The 17,130-nt window shown below is 73.5% G+C and carries 19 protein-coding genes; 8 read left to right on the forward strand and 11 right to left on the reverse strand.

Annotated elements, in window-relative coordinates:
* Positions 1 to 7: 7 nt before the first annotated feature.
* From SMD20_RS10630 to SMD20_RS10655, 6 genes are all read right to left on the reverse strand, one after another.
* Positions 8 to 676: a FadR/GntR family transcriptional regulator gene (locus tag SMD20_RS10630; RefSeq protein ID WP_329578396.1), complete on the reverse strand. Its 669-nt coding sequence runs from the start codon at positions 674 to 676 to the stop codon at positions 8 to 10.
* A complete protein-coding gene (locus SMD20_RS10635; protein WP_329578399.1) occupies positions 673 to 1,800 on the reverse strand; it encodes an L-talarate/galactarate dehydratase in 1,128 nt (375 codons plus the stop codon). Before SMD20_RS10635 ends, SMD20_RS10630 begins: the two co-directional genes overlap by 4 nt.
* Before the next feature lie 67 nt (positions 1,801 to 1,867).
* A complete protein-coding gene (locus tag SMD20_RS10640; RefSeq protein ID WP_329578402.1) occupies positions 1,868 to 2,335 on the reverse strand; it encodes an Lrp/AsnC family transcriptional regulator in 468 nt (155 codons plus the stop codon).
* A 24-nt stretch (positions 2,336 to 2,359) separates the two neighbouring features.
* On the reverse strand, positions 2,360 to 2,953 hold the full coding sequence (locus SMD20_RS10645; protein WP_329578405.1) for a GTP-binding protein: 594 nt from the start codon (positions 2,951 to 2,953) through the stop codon (positions 2,360 to 2,362).
* A gap of 670 nt (positions 2,954 to 3,623) precedes the next feature.
* A complete protein-coding gene (locus SMD20_RS10650; RefSeq protein ID WP_329578407.1) occupies positions 3,624 to 4,403 on the reverse strand; it encodes a protein phosphatase 2C domain-containing protein in 780 nt (259 codons plus the stop codon).
* A gap of 53 nt (positions 4,404 to 4,456) precedes the next feature.
* Positions 4,457 to 5,551: a M24 family metallopeptidase gene (locus SMD20_RS10655; protein WP_329592500.1), complete on the reverse strand. Its 1,095-nt coding sequence runs from the start codon at positions 5,549 to 5,551 to the stop codon at positions 4,457 to 4,459.
* Between the two features lie 169 nt (positions 5,552 to 5,720).
* Between SMD20_RS10655 and SMD20_RS10660 the strand changes: the two genes are divergently transcribed.
* Both SMD20_RS10660 and SMD20_RS10665 read left to right on the forward strand, forming a co-directional pair.
* Positions 5,721 to 6,920: a PP2C family protein-serine/threonine phosphatase gene (locus SMD20_RS10660; protein ID WP_329578409.1), complete on the forward strand. Its 1,200-nt coding sequence runs from the start codon at positions 5,721 to 5,723 to the stop codon at positions 6,918 to 6,920.
* Positions 6,921 to 6,925: 5 nt separating this feature from the next.
* Entirely contained in the window at positions 6,926 to 7,822 is an 897-nt protein-coding gene (locus SMD20_RS10665; RefSeq protein WP_329592502.1) for a 5'-3' exonuclease, read from the forward strand.
* Positions 7,823 to 7,842: 20 nt separating this feature from the next.
* Here SMD20_RS10665 and menD read toward each other — a convergent pair whose 3' ends face one another.
* Together menD and SMD20_RS10675 are read right to left on the reverse strand one after the other, a co-directional pair.
* Positions 7,843 to 9,504 carry a 2-succinyl-5-enolpyruvyl-6-hydroxy-3-cyclohexene-1-carboxylic-acid synthase gene (gene menD, locus SMD20_RS10670; protein ID WP_329578412.1) on the reverse strand — a complete coding sequence of 554 codons (1,662 nt, stop codon included), beginning with the start codon at positions 9,502 to 9,504 and terminating at the stop codon, positions 7,843 to 7,845.
* Positions 9,501 to 10,394, reverse strand: coding sequence for an o-succinylbenzoate synthase (locus tag SMD20_RS10675; protein ID WP_442942592.1), 894 nt, complete (start codon positions 10,392 to 10,394; stop codon positions 9,501 to 9,503). The genes menD and SMD20_RS10675 overlap by 4 nt, the downstream gene beginning before the upstream one ends.
* 100 nt (positions 10,395 to 10,494) lie before the next feature.
* Between SMD20_RS10675 and SMD20_RS10680 the strand changes: the two genes are divergently transcribed.
* The 3 genes from SMD20_RS10680 to SMD20_RS10690 all read left to right on the forward strand — a co-directional run bounded on the left by SMD20_RS10680 (position 10,495) and on the right by SMD20_RS10690 (position 13,576).
* Positions 10,495 to 11,655 (forward strand): AMP-binding protein, encoded by a 1,161-nt coding sequence (locus SMD20_RS10680; protein ID WP_329578415.1) that lies wholly within the window; start codon positions 10,495 to 10,497, stop codon positions 11,653 to 11,655.
* A gap of 43 nt (positions 11,656 to 11,698) precedes the next feature.
* Positions 11,699 to 12,007: a hypothetical protein gene (locus SMD20_RS10685; protein WP_329578418.1), complete on the forward strand. Its 309-nt coding sequence runs from the start codon at positions 11,699 to 11,701 to the stop codon at positions 12,005 to 12,007.
* 174 nt (positions 12,008 to 12,181) lie between these two features.
* Positions 12,182 to 13,576 carry an RNA polymerase sigma factor gene (locus SMD20_RS10690; protein WP_329578421.1) on the forward strand — a complete coding sequence of 465 codons (1,395 nt, stop codon included), beginning with the start codon at positions 12,182 to 12,184 and terminating at the stop codon, positions 13,574 to 13,576.
* A gap of 192 nt (positions 13,577 to 13,768) precedes the next feature.
* Here the strand turns inward: SMD20_RS10690 and SMD20_RS10695 are convergent, their stop codons facing one another.
* Positions 13,769 to 14,167: a hypothetical protein gene (locus tag SMD20_RS10695; protein ID WP_329578423.1), complete on the reverse strand. Its 399-nt coding sequence runs from the start codon at positions 14,165 to 14,167 to the stop codon at positions 13,769 to 13,771.
* 114 nt (positions 14,168 to 14,281) lie between these two features.
* Here SMD20_RS10695 and SMD20_RS10700 point away from each other — a divergent pair, with 114 nt between their 5' ends.
* Together SMD20_RS10700 and SMD20_RS10705 are read left to right on the forward strand one after the other, a co-directional pair.
* Positions 14,282 to 14,842 carry a TetR/AcrR family transcriptional regulator gene (locus SMD20_RS10700; protein ID WP_329578425.1) on the forward strand — a complete coding sequence of 187 codons (561 nt, stop codon included), beginning with the start codon at positions 14,282 to 14,284 and terminating at the stop codon, positions 14,840 to 14,842.
* 156 nt (positions 14,843 to 14,998) lie between these two features.
* Positions 14,999 to 15,184: a DUF5999 family protein gene (locus SMD20_RS10705; protein WP_020539824.1), complete on the forward strand. Its 186-nt coding sequence runs from the start codon at positions 14,999 to 15,001 to the stop codon at positions 15,182 to 15,184.
* Positions 15,185 to 15,193: 9 nt separating this feature from the next.
* Here the strand turns inward: SMD20_RS10705 and SMD20_RS10710 are convergent, their stop codons facing one another.
* A complete protein-coding gene (locus SMD20_RS10710) occupies positions 15,194 to 15,802 on the reverse strand; it encodes an alpha/beta hydrolase family protein (protein WP_329578436.1) in 609 nt (202 codons plus the stop codon).
* An 82-nt stretch (positions 15,803 to 15,884) separates the two neighbouring features.
* On the opposite strand from SMD20_RS10710, the gene SMD20_RS10715 reads away from it, so the two are divergent.
* Positions 15,885 to 16,250: a hypothetical protein gene (locus tag SMD20_RS10715; RefSeq protein WP_329578439.1), complete on the forward strand. Its 366-nt coding sequence runs from the start codon at positions 15,885 to 15,887 to the stop codon at positions 16,248 to 16,250.
* A 7-nt stretch (positions 16,251 to 16,257) separates the two neighbouring features.
* On the opposite strand, the gene SMD20_RS10720 is transcribed toward SMD20_RS10715, so the two are convergent.
* Positions 16,258 to 17,058, reverse strand: coding sequence for a tetratricopeptide repeat protein (locus SMD20_RS10720; RefSeq protein WP_329578442.1), 801 nt, complete (start codon positions 17,056 to 17,058; stop codon positions 16,258 to 16,260).
* Positions 17,059 to 17,130: the final 72 nt, after the last annotated feature.

Raw genomic sequence — 17,130 nt, forward strand, 5'->3', positions numbered from 1 at the left:
GACGGGTTCACGGGGAGTCGCGGAGGAGGCGGGCGCGGCTGTTGGCCAGATGGACGCGTACGGCCGCCCGCGCGGCCTCGGCGTCCCCCCGCTCGATCGCGGCGTGGATGTCGTCGTGCTCGGCGACGATCCTGGCGAAGGCGGCCGGGCCGGGATCGAGCCGGTCACGCGGCACGACGATCATCGCGGGGCCGAGCGAGCCGAGCAGGCCGGCGTAGTACCGGTTGCCGGTGGCGAGGGCGATCCGCAGGTGGAACAGGTGGTCGGCGTGGACCGCCGCCCCGGGGTTGCCGGCCGCCGCCGCGAAGGCGTCCAGGGCCTCGCGCAGCCCCGCCAGCGCCGCCTCCGTACGCCGGGCGGCCGCGAGCGCGGCCGACTCCGTCTCGATCCCCATCCGGAAGTCCAGCAGGTCGAGCACCTCCTGCCGGGTACGGGCGGGTGCCGGGTCGAAGCCGGTCGCACTCGGCAGGGCCAGCACGAAGCTGCCGCGCCCGTGCTGGGTCTCGACCAGCCCGGCGGCCTTGAGCCTGGCGACGGCCTCGCGGACGACGGTCCGGCTCACCCCGTGGGCGCTGATCAGCTCGCTCTCGGTCGGCAGCCGCTCCCCCGGCCGGATCACGCCCTCCCTGATGCGCGCCGTCAGGGTGTCGACGAGCTGCTGGGTACGGCTGGTCACGGCGTCTCGAAGCGTTCGGCGGTCCACGCGGCGGCCCGCTCGCTCAGCGTGACGCCGATGCCGGGCCGTTCGGGGACGAGCATGCGCCCGTCGCGGATCTCCAGCCGCTCCTCGAACAGCGGCTCCAGCCATTCGAAGTGCTCCACCCACGGCTCCAGCGGGTACGCGGCGGCGAGGTGGAGGTGGATCTCCATGGCGAAGTGGGGGGCGAGCTGGAGGCGTTCGTGCCCGGCCAGGGCGGCCAGCCGCAGGAAGGGGGTGATGCCGCCGATGCGGGGCGCGTCCGGCTGCAGGACGTCCGCGCCGCCGGCCCGGATCAGCTCGGCGTGCTCGGCGACGCTGGTGAGCATCTCGCCGGTGGCGATCGGGGTGTCGAGCGCGGCGGCCAGGGCGGCGTGCCCGGCGTGGTCGTAGGCGTCCAGGGGCTCCTCGATCCAGACCAGGCCGTACTCCTCCAGCGCCCGGCCCATGCGGGCGGCGGCAGGGCGGTCCCACTGCTGGTTGGCGTCCACCATGAGCGGGACGTGGTCGCCGAGGTGCTCGCGGACCGCCCGTACGCGGGCGAGGTCGGCGCGGGTGTCGGGCTGGCCGACCTTGATCTTGACGCCGCCGATGCCGCGCTCCAGGGCCGCGGTGGCGTTCTCCAGCACCTGCTCGATGGGGGTGTGCAGGAACCCGCCCGAGGTGTTGTAGCAGCGTACGGAGTCGCGGTGCGCGCCGAGCAGCTTGGCCAGCGGCAGGGCGGCGCGCCTGGCCTTCATGTCCCACAGGGCGATGTCGAGGGCGGCGATGGCCTGCGTCGCCAGGCCGCTGCGGCCCACGGACGCGCCCGCCCAGCACAGCTTGTCCCAGAGGCGGGCGATGTCGTTGGGGTCCTCGCCGACGAGGTCGTTCGCGATCTCCTTGGCGTGGGCGTACTGGCCGGGGCCGCCGGCGCGCTTGGAGTAGGCGAAGCCGATGCCCTCGTGCCCCTGCTCGCTGGTGATCTCGGCGAACAGGAACGCGATCTCGGTCATCGGGCGCTGGCGGCCGGTGAGGACCTTGGCGTCGCTGACGGGGGTGTCGAGGGGCAGGTAGACGGACGAGAGCCGGACGCGGGCGACGCGGTCCGCTGAAGTCATCATGACGACATGCTAAGTCGTCATGATGACTTCGGGGATGCCGGGGTTCCCTCGCGCCGGTCGCCGGCGGTCAGGGGGCCTCGGGCGCCGGTTCGGGGGCGACCTCGGGGGTGCGGTGCTCGTACGGCGTGCTCAGCACCACCGTCGTACGCGTCGAGACGTGGGCGGCGGCCCGGATCTGCTGCAGCAGGTCCTCCAGCGCCACCGGCGAGGCCACCCGCACCTTGAGGATGTAGCTCTCGTCGCCCGCGACGCTGTGGCAGGCCTCGATGGCCGTCAGGTGGGCGAGGCGTTCGGGGGCGTCGTCGGGGGCGGCGGGGTCGATCGGCTTGATCGACACGAACGCGGTCAGCGGCAGCCCGATCGCGTCGTGGTCGACGATCGCGGCGTAGCCGCGCACCACGCCGCGCTTCTCCAGGCGGCGCACCCGCTGGTGCACCGCCGAGACCGAGAGCCCGGTCTCCCTGGCCAGGTCGGTGAAGCTCATGCGGCCGTCGCGGGCCAGCAGCGTGACGATCCGGCGGTCGATCTCCTCCATCGGATCAAAGGTAGCCGGTCATGGTCACGACATGGTCCCGACAGGGGACGCTCCCCGGCGCATCGCGTGCTCGACGAGCGTGATGAGGACCTCCCTGCCGGAGTCGCGGCGGCGCGCGTCGCAGCGCACGATGGGGATGTCGGGCTCCAGGCCGATGGCGTCGCGCACCTCGCCGACGGTGAAGTGCTGCGTGCCCTCGAAGCAGTTGAGCGCCACGACGAACGGCTGGTCGCGCTTCTCGAAGTAGTCGACGGACGGGAAGCAGTCGTCCAGCCGCCGGGTGTCGGCGAGCACGACGGCGCCGAGCGCGCCCATGGCGAGCTCGTCCCACACGAAGAAGAAGCGCTCCTGCCCGGGGGTGCCGAACAGGTAGAGCATGTAGTCGTTGGCGATCGTGATGCGGCCGAAGTCCATGGCGACGGTGGTGGTGAGCTTGCGCTCGACGCCGGACAGGTCGTCGACGTGCGTGCCGACCTGCGTGAGGGTCTCCTCCGTCCGCAGTGGTCGGGTCTCGGACACGGCGCCCACCAGGGTGGTCTTGCCCGCGCCGAATCCTCCGGCGACCAAGATCTTGATCGCCGTCGGCAGTCGCCAATGGTCAGAGCGACCGAATTCCATCCAGCACCGCCCGTACATCTCCCGCGCATGCGCGACCCCGCCTTGAGGTGCCGTGGTCAGTGGTACCTGTCAAGGTGTGTTGAGAAGGCCGATCCACATGCCTGGCATCGAGACACCCTAGCAACGCCACATTTTCCACTCAAGCCGCAAGTTTTTACAAGAAACCAAATGTCACGGTTTGTAGCGCTGAGCCCTCTTATACGCCGCCTTACCACTCGCCCAGTCAAGGCAAGCTGTCAGGTGATCCGACAGACCCTTTACGCCGGTCCTCACAGTCCGAAAAGCCGATGAGCCACCGCAGGTGGACGTGGGGTCGGCGCTCTCGCGCGCCCCGCCGCCGCCGGCCGAGGCGTCCGGCGCCGCCGCGGACGAAACACCGCGCGGTGGACACATGCACCCCGGCGTGCGCCACGAGCAGGCTGTCCTTCATCCAGCGAACGCATAACGGACGCAGGTTGCCGTCCCCGGCGTCCCGATTGCACGCAACAGCTTCCCGCTCCGGGATGCCGCACCCCGCGGATTCGGTCAGGGCGGCCGGCGCGGCCAGGAGGGCGAAATCCGGCCCCGATGAGCATCAGCCGCCGGACCAGCGCGGTCCTGCTGATCCTCTCGGGCCCGTCGATCAAGCCTGCCCTGGCGTGACCCGCGAGCCGGGCCGGACACCCTGCGGTCAGGCCGTCGTGAGCCGGGCCCACACGGCGGTGGCGTCGTCGTGGAGCTTGCCGCGCAGCGGCCCGCGGGCGGTCTCCAGGGCGCGTACCGCCTCGACGGCCGCCCGCGGGCCCCGGGTCTCCAGTTCCGCGGCCAGGTCGTCCCAGGTCCAGCCGTACCAGTCGACGAGCCGGGTGACGCCGTCGGTGCACAACCCGGCCGCGCGCACCTCGCGCAGGTCGACGCTGCCGTGCACGGCCTCGGCGGCGGCCTCGGGCCGGGCGGCGGCCACCCAGAACCCGCCGGGCGCGTTGCGCAGCCGCCGTACCAGCTCCAGCGAGTACGGCCGCCCGCCCGGCAGCCGTTCCAGCCGGTCGTCGGCCACCACCCGCACCCCGCCGCCCGCCAGGCCGAGCAGCACCGGCGAGTCACCCAGCACGAGGTAGTCCAGGCGGCCGGCCGCGGCCCGGACGAGGGCGACGGTCGCCGACGGCGAGTCGGGGTTGCCCAGGTCGCAGCCGCCCCCGTGCGCCTCGGCGGTGTCGGCGATGGCGGCCGACAGCAGGTCGGGCAGCGGCGTCGGCACCGGGGCGGGCGCGTCGGCGGACAGCCGGGCCGCCAGCGCCCCGCCGAGCCGCGCCACCAGCCACGCGACGTCGTGCGCGCACCCGCTGTCGACCCCGGCCGGCGCCGTCGCCCCGTCGATGACGACAACCCACGACGGCCCGGCGACGGCCAGGTCCTCGTTCGGCCGCCCGGCGTCGCCGGGAGCGCAGGCACAGGCGATCTCGGTGAACATCTACGCCGGGAGGGCCGACGTGAGCCGGGCGGGCCGGGCGGGCCGGTCGCCGCTCAGACGATCACCAGCTCGCGCGGCGTGTTGTTGAGCCGTTCCCCGCCGCTCTCCGTGCACACGACGATGTCCTCGATGCGCGCGCCGTGCCGCCCCGCCAGGTAGATGCCGGGCTCGACGGAGAAGGCGTGCCCGGGCTCCAGCGGCTCGCCGTTGCCCGCCACGATGTACGGCTCCTCGTGCGTCTCGATGCCGATGCCGTGCCCGGTGCGGTGGACGAAGTGCTCGCCGTAGCCGGCGGAGGCGATGAGGTCGCGCGCGGCCGCGTCGACCGACTCGCACGACACGCCGGGCCGCACGGCGGCGCACGCGGCCTCCTGCGCCTGGCGCAGCACCTCGTAGTAGGCGGCGAACTCGGCCGGCGGCTCGCCGACGCTGTAGGTGCGGGTGGAGTCGGAGCAGTAGCCGTTGTGGAGCTGGCCGCCGATGTCGACCACGACCGGCTCGCCCGGCCGGATGACCCGGTCGGACACGTCGTGGTGGGGGCTCGCGCCGTTGGGCCCAGAGGCGACGATCACGAAGTCGACGGTGGCGTGCCCGGAGGCCAGGATGGCCTCGGCGATGTCGCGGGCCACCTCGCGCTCGGTGCGCCCGGCGCGCAGCAGCTCGGGCACCCGGCGGTGGACGGCGTCGATCGCCTCCCCCGCCTCGCGCAGCGCCGCCACCTCGGCCGGGGACTTGCGCATCCGCAGCTCCCGCAGCACGCTGCCGGCCAGCACCTGCTCGGCGCCGGGCAGCACCTCGCGGAAGCGCAACGACGACATGGCCCACATGCGGTCGGCCAGGCCCACCTTCGCTACGCCGCCGAGGCGGGCCGCGGCGAGCGCGTAGGGCTCGTCGGTCTCGTCCCAGGCCACGAACTCCAGCCCGAGCCGCGAGGCGGGCGAGGCCTCGGCGGCGGGCAGCTCCAGGCGGGGCACCATCATGAAGGGCTCGCCGGCCGCCGGCACCACCAGGCACGTCAGCCGCTCCAGCGGCTTGGCGTCGTAGCCGCTGACGTAGCGCAGATCGGGGCCGGGCGTGAGCAGCAGGGCGTCGAGCCCGCCCTTGGCGGTGGCCTCCTGCACGGCGGCCAGACGGGACACGGGATACAAGTCTGAGGACGTCACCAGGCCAATCTACTCTCGGCCGCCCCTTCTAAAATCCGCGGAAAGCTCTCCCCCGGTGCTTCGGAGCGCTACAGACCGTTCCTAATCGATCACGTAGTGTGGGAACAATTGTCCAGATCCACTGCGCTTTGGAAGCGAGATTATGGTCGACGTCATGAGCGCGGCCGGGCTGCTGGGGCCGGAAACCGACGCGGAGATGCTGGCCGCCAGGCTGGCTCACGCGCAGCGGCTCGGCAACCTGGGCTGGGCCGAGTGGCACTTCCACACCGGCGAGACGACCTGGTCCGACCAGGTGTACACGATCTTCGGCCGCGACCCGGACAAGGGCCCGATCGCGCTGCCCCGGCTGGCCGAGCACGTCGTGCCGGCCGACGTGGCCGCGCTCGACCGGCTGCTGTGGGCCGCGCTGCGCTGCGTGGAGCCGGTGCAGGCCGAGCTGCGCATCCGCCGGGGCGGCAACTGGAGCGACCTGCGCGACGTGCGCGTGGTGCTGGAGCCCCTGATGGGCGACGGCGGGGCGGTCGGCCTGCACGGCGTCATCCAGGACATCACGGGCCGCCGGCGGGCCGAGCGCATGATGTCGGAGTCGCGCCGCCAGCTCCTGGAGGCGCGCGAGCGGGCCGCGGAGGAGCGCCACGTGATGCTGGCGCTGCGCGAGGCGATCCTGCCGGATCTGGCCTGTTCGCCGGGCCTGCCGGACATACGGGTGGCGGTCCGCTATGTCTCCGCGGAGAAGACCGCGAGCCTCGGCGGCGACTGGTTCGAGGCGTCCCCGGCCCCCGACGGCCGGCTGCTGCTGGCCGTCGGCGACGTCTCCGGCCACGGTCTGCCCGCCATCGCGCACATGGCCCAGCTCCGGCACGCCCTGGTCGGCCTGGCCATGACCGGCCGGCCCGCGCATCGGCTGCTCGACTGGCTGAACGAGCTGGTGCTGCACCAGATCAGGGACACCACCGCCACGGCGGTCATCGGGCATCTCGACCCGGAGACGCGGGTGTTCGCCTGGAGCCAGGCCGGGCACCTGGCGCCCGTCCTGGTCCGCGACGGGACCGCGACGCCGCTGGACCCGCCGCGCGGGGTGCTGCTGGGGGCGGCGGAGGGGCGGCCGTACGAGCTGGCCACGACCCGGCTGAAGCCGGGCGACGTGCTGCTGATGTTCACCGACGGGCTGGTGGAGCGGCGCACCCGTGACCTCGACGTCGGCCTCGACCTCGTCATGGCCGCCGCCCGCGAGGTGCCGGGCCGTGACCTGGAACGCGACCTGGAGACCGGGCTCGACAAGCTGCTGGCCGACATCGGCGGCCCCAACCCCGAGGACGACGCGTGCCTGCTGGGGGTGGGCATACTGGGGTAGTGCTGATGCTCCTGGACACCCCGTCCCTCTACTTCCGCGCCTTCTTCGGCGTGCCGGAGACCATCAAGGCTCCCGACGGCACGCCGGTCAACGCGGTCCGCGGCCTGATCGACATGATCGCCACGCTCGTGCGCGACCACTCCCCCGCCGAGCTGGTGGCCACGATGGACGCGGACTGGCGGCCGGCGTTCCGGGTGGCGGCGATCCCGACGTACAAGGCGCACCGGGTCGCCCAGGGCGACGCCGAGGAGGTGCCGGAGACGCTGGTGCCGCAGATCGCCGTCATCAACGAGGTGCTGGACGCGGTCGGCATCGCCCGCCTGGAGTCGCCCGGCTACGAGGCCGACGACGTCATCGGCACGCTCACCCACCGGGCGGGGCGCGGCGCGGTCGACATCGTCACCGGCGACCGCGACCTGTTCCAGCTCGTGGACGACGCCCGCCCGGTCCGGGTGCTCTACACCGCGCGCGGCATCCGCAACCTGCAGATCGTGGACGAGGCGTTCGTCACCGGGAAGTACGGCGTCCCCGGCCGCTCCTACGCCGACTTCGCCACCCTGCGCGGCGACCCCAGCGACGGCCTGCCAGGCGTGCCGGGCGTCGGCGACAAGACCGCCGCCGCCCTCATCACCCGTTTCGGCTCGCTGCCCGCGCTGCTGGAGGCCCTCGACGCGGGCGGCGCCGAGGGGTTCCCGGCCGGCAGCCGCGCCAAGCTGGCCGCCGCCCGCGACTACCTGCGCGCCGCGCCCGCGGTCGTCAAGGTCGCGCACGACGCGCCGCTCCCCGACGCCGACCTCGCCGTGCCGGCCAAGCCGCGCGACCCGGAGGCGCTGGTGGCGCTGGCCGACCGCTGGGGCCTGGACAGCCCGCTCAACCGGCTGCTGGCCGTGCTGGACCGCTGAGCGGCCTGCCGTACGGCGGGTCAGGCGGCCAGCGCGGCCAGGATCGCCGCCTGCGCGGCCTCGCGCAGGCGGGCGTGCACGCGCACGTTCTCCTCGCGGTCGGTGCGCACCTCGACGATCCGCGGCCCCTCGCCGCGCATGGCCTTGGGCAGGTCGGAGAGGTCCGGCACCAGCGTGTACGGCGTCCCGGTGGCCGCCGCGACATAGCCGAGGTCGACGCCGTGCGGCGTGCCGAAGACCCGCTCGAACGGGTCGCGCACCGCGGCCTGCGGCAGCAGCGAGAAGATCCCGCCGCCGTCGTTGTTGACCACCACGAAGCACACGTCGGGCCGCGGCTCGCGAGGCCCGAGGATCAGCCCGTTCTGGTCGTGCAGGAACGTCAGGTCGCCGAGCAGCGCGTACGACGGCCCGTTGTGCGCCAGCGCCGCCCCCATCGCCGTGGAGACCAGCCCGTCGATGCCGGACGCGCCCCGGTTGGCCATGAGCCGGATGCCGCGCCGCGGCCGCATCGCCTGGTCGAGGTCGCGGATCGGCATGGAGGAGCCGCAGAACAGCAGCGCCCCGTTGGGCAGCGCGTCCACGAGGTCCCTGGCCAGGCGCGGCTCGCTGAGGCCCGAGGCGTCGAGCACGTCGTCGACGGCCGTCCTGGCGGCCCGGTCGGCGTGCCGCCAGGCGTGCAGCCAGCTGTCGTCGCCGGCCGCGACCGGGATCTCCACGGCCTGGGCGACCTGGGTGGCCGAGCGGGTCGGGTCGGGCCAGCGGCCGAGGTCGGGGGCGACCACGATGTGCTCGCCGGCCCGCCGCAGCCAGGACAGCAGCGGCCGGGACAGCCCGGGGCGGCCGAGCGTGACGACCACGTCGGGCCGGTGGTTGTCGGCGAACTCGGGCGTGCTCAGCAGGTGGTGGTAGGTGGAGACGGCGTGGTCGCCGTAGCGGGCGCCGCCGTTGGGCTCCGACAGCACCGGCCAGCCCGCCATGCCGGCGGCGGCGACGTAGCGGCGCACGTTGGCGGCTCCGTCGCCGACGACGAGCACGCCGCGCCGGGTGGGCGGAAGGTGCAGGGCGATCGGCGGGGGCGCGACGCGGGCGCGTACCCAGGGGCCGTTCGCGCCGCCGTCCAGCGGCTCGCACCAGGTGGTGTCGCCGTCGGGGATCAGCGGCTCGCGGAAGGCCAGGTTGAGGTGGACGGGGCCGGGGTCGGACGGGCCGGTGGCGCGCTGGTAGGCGCGGCAGGCGAGCGAGCGCCAGTAGGCGACCTGTCCTGGGCGGTCCTCGGGGACGCCGACCTCGGCGAACCAGCGGGCCGCGGAGCCGTACATCTTGAGCTGGTCGATGGTCTGGTTGGCGCCGGTGCCGCGCAGCTCGGGCGGCCGGTCGGCGGTGAGCACCAGCAGCGGCACGCCGGACTCGGCCGCCTCGATCACGGCCGGGTGGAAGTTGGCGGTGGCGGTGCCCGAGGAGCAGATCAGCGCCACCGGCCGCTCGCTCCGCTTGGCCAGCCCCAGCGCCAGGTACGACGCCGAGCGCTCGTCGATGCGCACGTGCAGCCGCACCCGCGACTCGGCGTGCAGCGCCAGCGCCAGCGGGGCCGAGCGCGAGCCGGGGGCGAGCACCACGTCGGTCAGGCCGCAGCGCACCAGCTCGTCGACGAGCACCGTGGCCAGTGCGGTAGCGGGGTTCAACGTGACGCCTCCTGCATCCGGCGAAGCCACTGGGGAGAATCAATCTCGAATGCCGACAAAAGCTGAAAATTCACATCGGGACGCCGGACGGTCAGCTCGCCGTCCACGGGCACCAGCGAGTCGTCCACCACGTCGCCGTCGAGCAGCGCCATCGTGCCGAGCCCGCACGCGTACGGCAGCGACGGCAGCGCGGCCGCCAGCGCCAGCCCCGCCGCGAGCCCCACGGACGTCTCCACCGCGCTGGAGACCACGGCGGGCAGCCCGCACGCCTCCACCACGCGCAGCGCCTCGCGCACGCCGCCGAGCGGCTGCACCTTGACCACCGCCACGTCGGCGGCCTCGGCCGCGCGCACTCGCAGCGGGTCCTCGGCGCGGCGGATCGACTCGTCGGCGGCGATCGGCACGTCGCAGGCCCGCCGGACGGCGGCCAGCTCCTCCAGGGTGGCGCACGGCTGCTCGGCGTACTCCAGGTCGTACTTGTCCAGGCGCCTCAGCCGGGAGACGGCCTCGTCGACGCTCCACGCGCCGTTGACGTCCACCCGCAGCCGGCCCGACGGCCCGAGCGCGTCACGCACGGCCTCCACCCTGGCCACGTCGTCGTCGAAGCTCTGACCGCGCTCGGCCACCTTGACCTTGGCCGTGCCGCACCCGGAGCGCCGCACGATCGCGTGCGCCTCCTCGGGGTCGACGGCCGGGACCGTGGCGTTGACGGGGACGCGCTCGCGCACCGGCGCCGGCCAGCCCTCGAAGGCGGCCTCGCGGGCGCAGGCGAGCCAGCGGGCGCACTCGCGCGGGCCGTACTCGGGGAACGGGGAGAACTCGCCCCATCCGGCCGGGCCGCGCAGCAGCACGCCTTCCCTGACGGTCTGCCCCCGGAACCGCGTCCGCATCGGGATCCTGAAGACCACCGGGGCCTCGGGAGAACGCGCCACGACCCTCCCCCGCTTCCGCTGCGCCTTTGTCCGACCTGTCGCCATTAACCTTACGAGCATGTGGAGGAACCCGTCGCATCCGGACCGCCCGCTGCATGCCATTGTGCAGCCTCCAGGGCCCGCGCTCTTCGCGGCGATCCGCGAGGCGCTCGACGGCAGCGGCCCCGCCGTCCTGCCGCTGTCGCCCGATCACTCCTCCGCCGCCGCGATCGCCGCGCTGCGCCCCACCCACGCCGACGGCGCCCGGCTCGACGGCGGCGAGGGCGTCCCCGAGGGCGTCCCCGAGGACGTCGCCGTCGTGATCGCGACCAGCGGCAGCACCGGCGCGCCCAAGGGCGTCATGCTGTCGGCCACCGCGCTGCGCGCCTCGGCGGCCGCCTCGCTGCGCCGTCTGGAGGCGTCCAAGGGCGAGCGCTGGCTGTGCTGCCTGCCGGTCGCGCACGTCTCCGGGCTGCAGGTGCTGGTCCGCGCGCTGCTGTCGGGCACCGAGCCGATCATCCAGCCCCGCTTCGACCCGCGCGCGGTGCTGGAGTCGGGGGCCGAGCACGTCTCGCTGGTGCCGACGCAGCTCCACCGGCTGGTCGAGCTTGGGGCCGAGCTGTCGGTGTTCCGTACGATCCTGCTGGGCGGCGCCGCGCCCCGCCCCGGCCTGCTGGAGCAGGCCCGGGACCTCGGCGCCCGGGTCGTGACCTCGTACGGCAGCAGCGAGACCAGCGGCGGCTGCGTGTACGACGGCCTGCCCCTTTACAATGTAGATCTCAAGATCGGCGCGGACGGGCTGATCAGGATCGCCGGCCCCGTGCTGTTCTCCGGCTACCGCTTCGGCGGCCCCGAGCCCTTCGACGGCGACTGGTTCGTCACCTCCGACCTCGGCGAGCTGTCCGGCGGGCGGCTGCGGGTGCTGGGCCGGGCCGACGACGTGATCAACACCGGCGGCGAGAAGGTGGTGGCCGGCGCGGTGGCGGCCGTCCTGGGCGAGCATCCCGGGATCGCCGACGTGGCCGTGATCGGCGTTCCCGATCCCGAATGGGGCGAACGGGTCACCGCCATCGTCGTACCCGCCGATCCCGACACACCGCTCACGCTTGAGCAATTGCGGGCGTACTCCCACGATAGGCTGCCCTCTTACGCCGCCCCCCGCGAGCTGCGCCTCGTCGCCGCCCTGCCCCTGCTGCCGAACGGCAAGACCGACCTGGTCAGGCTCAAGGCAGGAACCTGACGGAGTGCCGCTGCGTCATAGTGGGGAGAAGGAGGGAGCCTTCATGGACCAGACCCGCAAGATGTGGGCATCCGCGGCCGTCGTCGGCGTCATCGTCGCCGGGGGGATCTCCATCGCGGCGGCCGCCTCGGCGGGCAGGCTCGACCAGACGGCAGAGGAGACCAGAGCGGTGGTGGAGGGGCCGGCCCCCAAATCCTCCGACGGCGCCGACGACGGCGTGGTGGTCTCCGAGGAGGTCAACCCCGACCCCGCCAAGGTCTTCGAGTACTGGAGCGACGACCGCATGGAGGGCGCCGAGCCCATGCCCATGCCGGTGGTCACCGAGGGTGGCGTCTTCCACATCACGGAGTGACGGCGCGGGATTCCCGCGGCCTGGGCGCAATCTGCCGCTTTTCCGGCAGTTCGTCCCCTCGGGAACAAATGGCGGAAATTGGCGTTATTGATACTGGTGCGCCGTGCGGACAGCGAAGCCGCCCCGCCACAACCTGCCTGATCGCTTCTTACTCCGTACGGAGGAGGTGTCCTCATGCCCAGAACCGCCGTGGCGACCCCGCACGCGACTCTCGACCAACTGATCGAACGAGGACGTTACCAGGGTCACCTTTCTCTGGCGGAGCTGCGTGACGCGTTCGCCGAAGCCGGCGTCAGCCCTTCCGAGGGCCGTACGATCCTGCGCGAGCTCTCCGAGGCCGGCGTCAGCCTGGCCGCCGAGAACGAGCCGTCTCTCAGCAAGACCGCCCCCAGAAAGACCCGCAAGACCGTCGAGACCACAACCGTCGAGTCCGCCGAGGAAGACGCTCCGAAGAAGCCCTCGCCCTCGCGCACCAAGGCTACCGGCCGCAAGGCGGCCAAGGCAAAAACCACCGTGCAGAACGGCGCCGGCAAGATCGCCGGCAACGACACAGGACCCGTTGACGGCAAGCCCGAGCACGAGGAGGACGTCCCCGACGACCTCGTGCTCGACGAGGCCGAACTGGAGCACGAGCAGGCCGACCTGGACGACACCCAGTCGGTCATGGGCGACTCGGTGCACACCTATCTGAAGTCGATCGGCCGCCGCACGTTGCTGACCGCCGCCCAGGAGGTCGAGCTGGCCAGGCGGATCGAGGCCGGCCTGTACGCCGAGTACAAGCTGGAGACCCACCCCGACCTGCCGGCGGACGCCCGTGACGACCTGCGCCTGGTGGTCGAGGACGGCCGGCGCGCCAAGGACCACATGCTGGAGGCCAACCTCCGGCTGGTCGTGTCGGTGGCCAAGAAGTACACCGACCGCGGCATGTCGCTGCTCGACGTGGTGCAGGAGGGCAACCTCGGCCTCATCCGGGCGGTGGAGAAGTTCGACTACACCAAGGGCTTCAAGTTCTCGACGTACGCGATGTGGTGGATCCGGCAGGCCATCCAGCGCGGCTTCGCCGACTCGGCCCGTACGATCCGGCTGCCCGTGCACGTGCTGGAGATGCTCTCCAAGCTGTCGCGCGTGGAGCGGGACATGCACCAGCGCCTCGGCCGCGAGCCCACGCCGGAGGAGCTGGCCGTCGAGCTGGACAAGACCCCCGACCAGATCGAGGAGCTGCTGCGCACCAGCCGCCAGCCGATCTCGCTCAACGCGACGATCGGCGAGGACGGCGAGACCACGATCGGCGACCTCATCGAGGACGTCGACTCGCCGGAGGCGTCGGAGATCGTCGACCGCCAGCTGCTGGGCGACCAGCTGCGCGGCGTGCTCGACAACCTCTCGCCGCGCGAGTCGAAGATCATGGCGCTGCGCTTCGGCCTGGTGGACGGCAAGCCGCACACCCTGGACGAGATCGGCAAGCACCTGGGCCTGACCCGGGAGCGGATCCGCCAGCTGGAGAAGGAGTCGCTGTCCAAGCTGCGGCACCCGAGCAACACCCGCCCGCTGCTCGACTGGGCGAGCTGAGCCCCGCCCGGGCCGCCTGAACGCACCTGAACACGCCGGAAGCCCCGGCGCGCCTCACCAGGGAGGCGCGCCGGGGCTTTTCGCATGTCAGGAACGCCGGCGCCCCGGGGCCTACCGGCCGCACGCCGACGCCCCGGGGGCCTTCCGGCGCGCACCGGCGCGCGGTCGCGGGGCCTGCCGGTCTGAGGCCCGCTACGCGGTCGCGGGGACCGGGCGCGGGACGCGCGGGATGCCCCACAGGCGGTTCTCCTCGCGCAGGGTGCGCAGCCGGTCGACCTCGGCCGTCCACTCGCGCCCGCGCGGCGTCGCCTTGGCCTTGCGGCGCGCGATGCGGTCGTCGTAGGACTTGACCCCGAAGGTGGCCCGCTGGCCCGCCTCGGCGGCCCGCAGCGCCTCGGTCAGCGCCTGGTCGAACGCCCGGCCCGCGGCCAGCAGCTCGACCTCGTCGGCCGCCGCGGCCCGCAGCTCCCGCAGCGTGCTCTCGGCCTGCCTGGCCCGCTCCAGCAGCTCGGGATAGCTCCTGGAGATCTCGCGGTCCGCGTGGTAGCGAACCTCGGCCTCCCGGCTCACCCGCGGACGGAAAAACGCCATGGACCCTGCCCCTTCACCAGCCGGTAAGTCATGCCAGGCCCAAGAGTACGCCTCCCCGCGACACGTGCGGAAATCACCCCGCCGCCACGCCCTTTACATAGTAAGATGATCTTCATGCCCGCCAAGAGACCACCGGTCCCCCTCTCCCGCGAGCGGATCATCGAGGCCGCGCTGCACATCGCCGACAGCCAGGGCCTGCGCCGGCTCACCATGCGCCGCCTCGGCGACGCGCTCCAGGTCGAGGCCATGGCCATCTACCACCACCTGCCCCGCGGCAAGGAGGCGCTGATGGACGCCCTGGCCGAGCACGTGACCACCGTCCACGTCGAGCAGCGCCCCACCTGGCAGGAGACGGCCAAGGCGTGGTGCCGGGCCGAGCGGGAGCTGCTGCGCGAGCATCCCGGCGTGCTGGCGCTGGCGCTCACCAAGCCGCCCAAGGGCACCACGCTCATCGCCCTGCGCGAGCAGACCGAGCAACTGGCCGACGGCGGCCTCGACGACGCCCCCGACGCCGTGCGGGCGCTGCGCGCGTTCGTGTACGGCAGCGTGGCCGTCGAGGTCCAGCGGTCCGGCTGGGCCGATCCGGAGGTCGACGAATGGATACGGCGGGACGAACGTGCCGATACGGACTTCGAGCGCGGACTCGACGCTCTTCTCAAGGGTTTGCAAACGTGATGCGCGTGTCGTGCTTGGCCCGTTATCCTGCATAAGGCACCCTGTGTCGAAGGTCACACGTCACGGTGACGGCATCGCACCCTTGCCAAGAGAACAACCCGAGCCGCTCCCGCCCCTCACAACGGGAGCATTCCACGAGATATCGGAGGCACGCCGATGTGCCCGCACGTCCCGGCCTGTCCGGATGCAGAGGCGCCCGACCGCGAGGCGGCACGCACCCTCGCCTGCCATCCCGAGCAGGGGTGGAGCCTGCTCTGCAACGGCGTGGTCCTGTTCGAGGACACCGGGGAGCTCCTGCCGAGCGGCGCCACGATCGAGCCGCACCGCCCGGTGGGCGTCTGAGCCCGCCGGCTACGAGGGCTCCCGCGTCAGCGCGTAGTGGCCCAGCCACTCCGCCACGATCCCGCCGACCCGGGCGGGATCCCGTTTGAGATCGTGCCCCTCGCCGGGCAGCACCACCAGCCGCGCCGCGTCCGCGGCGTCAGGGACGCCGAACGGATCGCGATCGCCGTTGACGACCAGCACGTCCACCCCCGCCCCGCGCAGTTCGCCGGCCCTGGACGTGCCGGGCCGGCCCGGCGGGTGCAGGGGGAAGGCCAGCGCCACGACCGCCGCCGCGCCCACCGCCGCGGCCGTACGGCAGGCCACCCGCGCCCCGTTGCTCCGCCCGCCCTGCACGAGGGGCAGGCCGGGCCGGTGCGCCCGCAGCTCCGTCAGGACGGCCTCCCACGCCTCGTCCTGACGGGCCGGCGAGCCGGGCGCCCGCGCCCCCGCCAGCCGGAACGCCTGCGTCACCCTGGCCACCCCGAACCCCGCCGCGAGCGCGGCGTCGCGCACGGCCAGCAGGTCAGGGGCGTCCACTCCCCCGGCGGAGCCGTGGGTGAGGACGAGCAGCAGCCGCGGGTCGGCCGGCTCCTCCAGGTCCACCCGCGCGGGCCCGCGGGGGGTCGTGATCTCCATGGCAGAACCGTACCTTCGGACGAGCCGGCGATGGCTCTCAGGGCTGATGACGGCGTGCCGCCCGTGGACCATGATTGTTCTCATGTACCACGAACGTCCCCTCCGTGAGGACCTCCAGGCCACGCTCGACGCCCGCCGCGACCTCGGCCCCGACTACGAGAAGGCGCTCGTGGAGTCCTTCGCGGACCGCCTCGACGCGACGATCGCCGGCCGGGTGCGGGCCGAGCTGGCCGCGCAGGGAGCCGACCCGGCCGCGTACGGCCCCCGTCCCAGGGCGAAGAGCCCGGGCTCCGCGATGACCCCGATCGTGCTGGGCTCGCTCGGCATCGGCGTCCCGCTGACCGCGATCGCGGCCGGCCAGGCGGGCCTGCTGGGACTCGCCATCGCCTGGCTCGCCATCGTCATCATCAACGTGGCCGCCGCGTCGGCCATCATGCGCCGCGGCTGACCCCCGGTCAGGCCCCGCGCTCGTAGCGCAGGCGTACCTCGGCGGCCAGCGCCTCGTCGGCGTGCCCCAGCCCGTACGACCACACCTGGTCGGCGTCCTCCGGCCGCCCGCGCAGCGGCAGCGTACGGGCCAGCAGCTCGATGGCCAGGGCGCTGGTCGCGACGTCGGCCCCGCTCTCCACGGTCTCGGCGAACTCGGCGCAGGCCAGCTCCAGGTGCGCGATGCCGAGCCGCACCCGCAGCCCCGGCACCTCGGACTCGGGGGCGATGCCGAGGGCCTCGATGAGCACGTCGGCGGCCGCCCCCGGCTCGCCGTGCTCCAGCAGCAGGTCGGCGAGCTCCCGCGCGGCCAGCGCCGCCACCTGCTCGTCGCCGGCCGTCGCGCCCGATGCCAGGGCCTCGCGCAGCTCCTTCTCGGCCTCGCCCAGGGTCTCGGCCAGCCGGGCCAGCGCCAGGTGGGCGTGCGGCAGGTAGGCGGGGGTGCCGACGCCCAGCACGGCCTGCCAGGCGGCTCTGGCCTGCTCGGTGCGCCCCTCTCGCTCGAAGCCCTGCGCCAGGTGGCAGGCGGCCTGGGCGGCGTACTCGGGGTGGTTGGTGGCCAGGGCGGTGCGGGCGGCCGCGCGGGCCGCCTCGACGTCGCCGCGCTCCTCGAGCACCACGGCGAGCCCGACGGCGGCCTGCGCGCGGTCGGGCTCGTCGGGGTCGGCGACAAGCCGGCGCAGGATCGCCGCCGCGCCGTCGAGGTCGCCGCCCTCGGCGAGCCTGCGGGCGGTGTCGAGGGGCGGGGTCTCCAGCTCCGATGACGTCAAGAGAGCTCCTTACGGCGCCGCTTGGCCTGGGTCGCACCGAAGCCTAACCACTTCCGGCGATCATGTCTGCTC

Source organism: Nonomuraea sp. LP-02, assembly GCF_036289125.1.
Classification (GTDB): Bacteria; Actinomycetota; Actinomycetes; order Streptosporangiales; family Streptosporangiaceae; genus Nonomuraea; species Nonomuraea bangladeshensis.

Excerpts from the sequence above, each read along its gene's own strand:
- SMD20_RS10635 (WP_329578399.1), bottom strand. The coding sequence starts at position 1,800 with ATGATGACTTCAGCGGACCGCGTCGCCCGCGTCCGGCTCTCGTCCGTC.
- SMD20_RS10640 (WP_329578402.1), bottom strand. The coding sequence starts at position 2,335 with ATGGAGGAGATCGACCGCCGGATCGTCACGCTGCTGGCCCGCGACGGC.
- SMD20_RS10645 (WP_329578405.1), bottom strand. The coding sequence starts at position 2,953 with ATGGAATTCGGTCGCTCTGACCATTGGCGACTGCCGACGGCGATCAAG.
- SMD20_RS10650 (WP_329578407.1), bottom strand. The coding sequence starts at position 4,403 with ATGTTCACCGAGATCGCCTGTGCCTGCGCTCCCGGCGACGCCGGGCGG.
- SMD20_RS10660 (WP_329578409.1), top strand. The coding sequence starts at position 5,721 with ATGAGCGCGGCCGGGCTGCTGGGGCCGGAAACCGACGCGGAGATGCTG.
- SMD20_RS10665 (WP_329592502.1), top strand. The coding sequence starts at position 6,926 with ATGCTCCTGGACACCCCGTCCCTCTACTTCCGCGCCTTCTTCGGCGTG.
- SMD20_RS10675 (WP_442942592.1), bottom strand. The coding sequence starts at position 10,394 with ATGCGGACGCGGTTCCGGGGGCAGACCGTCAGGGAAGGCGTGCTGCTG.
- SMD20_RS10680 (WP_329578415.1), top strand. The coding sequence starts at position 10,495 with ATGTGGAGGAACCCGTCGCATCCGGACCGCCCGCTGCATGCCATTGTG.
- SMD20_RS10685 (WP_329578418.1), top strand. The coding sequence starts at position 11,699 with ATGGACCAGACCCGCAAGATGTGGGCATCCGCGGCCGTCGTCGGCGTC.
- SMD20_RS10690 (WP_329578421.1), top strand. The coding sequence starts at position 12,182 with ATGCCCAGAACCGCCGTGGCGACCCCGCACGCGACTCTCGACCAACTG.
- SMD20_RS10695 (WP_329578423.1), bottom strand. The coding sequence starts at position 14,167 with ATGGCGTTTTTCCGTCCGCGGGTGAGCCGGGAGGCCGAGGTTCGCTAC.
- SMD20_RS10700 (WP_329578425.1), top strand. The coding sequence starts at position 14,282 with ATGCCCGCCAAGAGACCACCGGTCCCCCTCTCCCGCGAGCGGATCATC.
- SMD20_RS10705 (WP_020539824.1), top strand. The coding sequence starts at position 14,999 with ATGTGCCCGCACGTCCCGGCCTGTCCGGATGCAGAGGCGCCCGACCGC.
- SMD20_RS10710 (WP_329578436.1), bottom strand. The coding sequence starts at position 15,802 with ATGGAGATCACGACCCCCCGCGGGCCCGCGCGGGTGGACCTGGAGGAG.
- SMD20_RS10715 (WP_329578439.1), top strand. The coding sequence starts at position 15,885 with ATGTACCACGAACGTCCCCTCCGTGAGGACCTCCAGGCCACGCTCGAC.